The organism is Priestia sp. SB1 (assembly GCF_038898415.1).
The window spans coordinates 1-815 of record NZ_JBBJSS010000039.1; the positions used below are offsets into that span (position 1 = coordinate 1).

Sequence of the window (815 nt, forward strand, 5' to 3'; positions counted from 1 at the left end):
AACCAAAGAGCAGGTCATAGGAACGATTTCAGGCATCTTTGATGCGATCCAACAAGCTACTCGTAGTGAAGAGCAAGTTCTGCAAAAACAGCATAGAAGATTTAGAAGTAGCTCCATAAATAAATCCAAAGACCAAGGTCATGATTTTTCTCGTTAACCAACTAAAATTGCCTTAAGGCAATTTAAACCAACTTAAAGTTGGTTATCTATAGCTTCTAAAGAAATTGCATTTCCTTGTAGTAATGTTCCCTATCTGTACTGGGATTTTCATGTTTTTCTTACCAAATGATTTTAAGGATACTGCCCTTCCACTTGGATATATTAATTCTTGTGGAGGTGATAGTAATGGAAAACAAATATTCTAACACGACAGCTTCAGGCACAGATATTCAACATGTGAAGCAAAAAAACGCTCAAGCATCTTCTGGTAAATACGGTACAGAATTTGCTAGTGAGACTGACGTACAACACGTTAAACGTCAAAATGCTCAAGCTAACAAAAACAAAAATTAATGTTAAAAGGGTTCTTTCATACTCGTTGAAAGAACCCTTTGTTGTATCCAAATTATTGTTACTCTGTATTAGGCTATACTCTCCAAACTAAACTACCTCAGATATGTTGATAAAGCGTTTTTTATGTTGTGCAAACGATAAAAAAGCATAAAGCTAGCTAAAATACTTTTATTTTAGCAGCATAAAAATGCTGCATAATAGCTCCTGTTTTTGAGCAATATAATTGAGAAACATTGTAAAACTCCACTTTGTACCTAAACGTATAAATGGGAACCTCTCTCTTCTAAGAAGAGAGAGGTTCC

Annotated in this window: 1 pseudogene; it reads left to right on the forward strand. The window is 34.6% G+C overall.

The features are described 5' to 3' along the window. Window positions 1–345 precede the first annotated feature (345 nt). Window positions 346–510 (forward strand): annotated as a pseudogene (locus WKH56_RS35040) (gamma-type small acid-soluble spore protein); the annotation flags it as partial. Window positions 511–815 lie beyond the last annotated feature (305 nt).